A 702-nucleotide genomic window follows, 5' to 3' on the forward strand; every position below is an offset into this window, starting at 1 on the left:
AAGAAGTCTGAAGAGTTTCGTGCGACAGGCTCAGAGCTTTATCACCCAGCCGTGCACGCCGAGGCGGATGAGTAATGACTAAAATCCTTATTCCGTCGTCGTTAATTCCGCTGACAGGATCTGTTCAGCAGTGTTTATTGTTGGCGAAAGAACAGGGTTTTAGTATTGATGAGATTGAGTTTGGCGTAAGCCCAACTCAATTTATTCAACTTGTTCTTGGGCAAAATACCTTTCGCGTAAGTACCGATCTGATTGACGTATGTGAAGAAGCAGAGACTGCCGATTTTGTACTTTACTACCAATCTGGTCTATCGGTTTCAGAATGTCGCCAACAACCATCCTCGGCCATTTTTATTGGTATTGAAGACGTAGAGTCTAAGCACGATGATTCTGTTGAAACGACAAGCGCGGACGTGTTGGATATCTGGCGTCATCCAATCAATGATGAAGTAAGAGCTCTGTCAGTTGCTTCTGCTTCTAGAACTACAACTCTTCAAACCGATCAACACTTAGCGTGGACAGTAACGCTGCTTGCTCTCGATTTCCCTATTGAAGACGCTTTGACCTTAGCGCGCCCAATGACGAATGTCTCACGTGACACACCCATTAATGGTGAAACAATGGTTAAGCAGGCGTGGGCGTTTCAGTTTGCTGACTTTCCTATCCCTGTCCTAGAAGATTGTCGTTTAGGCATTAAAGTAG

1 pseudogene is annotated in these 702 nt (G+C 45.0%); it reads left to right on the forward strand.

What is annotated here, in order from left to right:
- Window positions 1-74: 74 nt before the first annotated feature.
- Window positions 75-702 (forward strand): annotated as a pseudogene (gene thiE, locus R7Q46_RS27170) (thiamine phosphate synthase); the annotation flags it as partial.

The sequence above is a fragment of the Vibrio sp. 811 genome, from assembly GCF_033339195.1.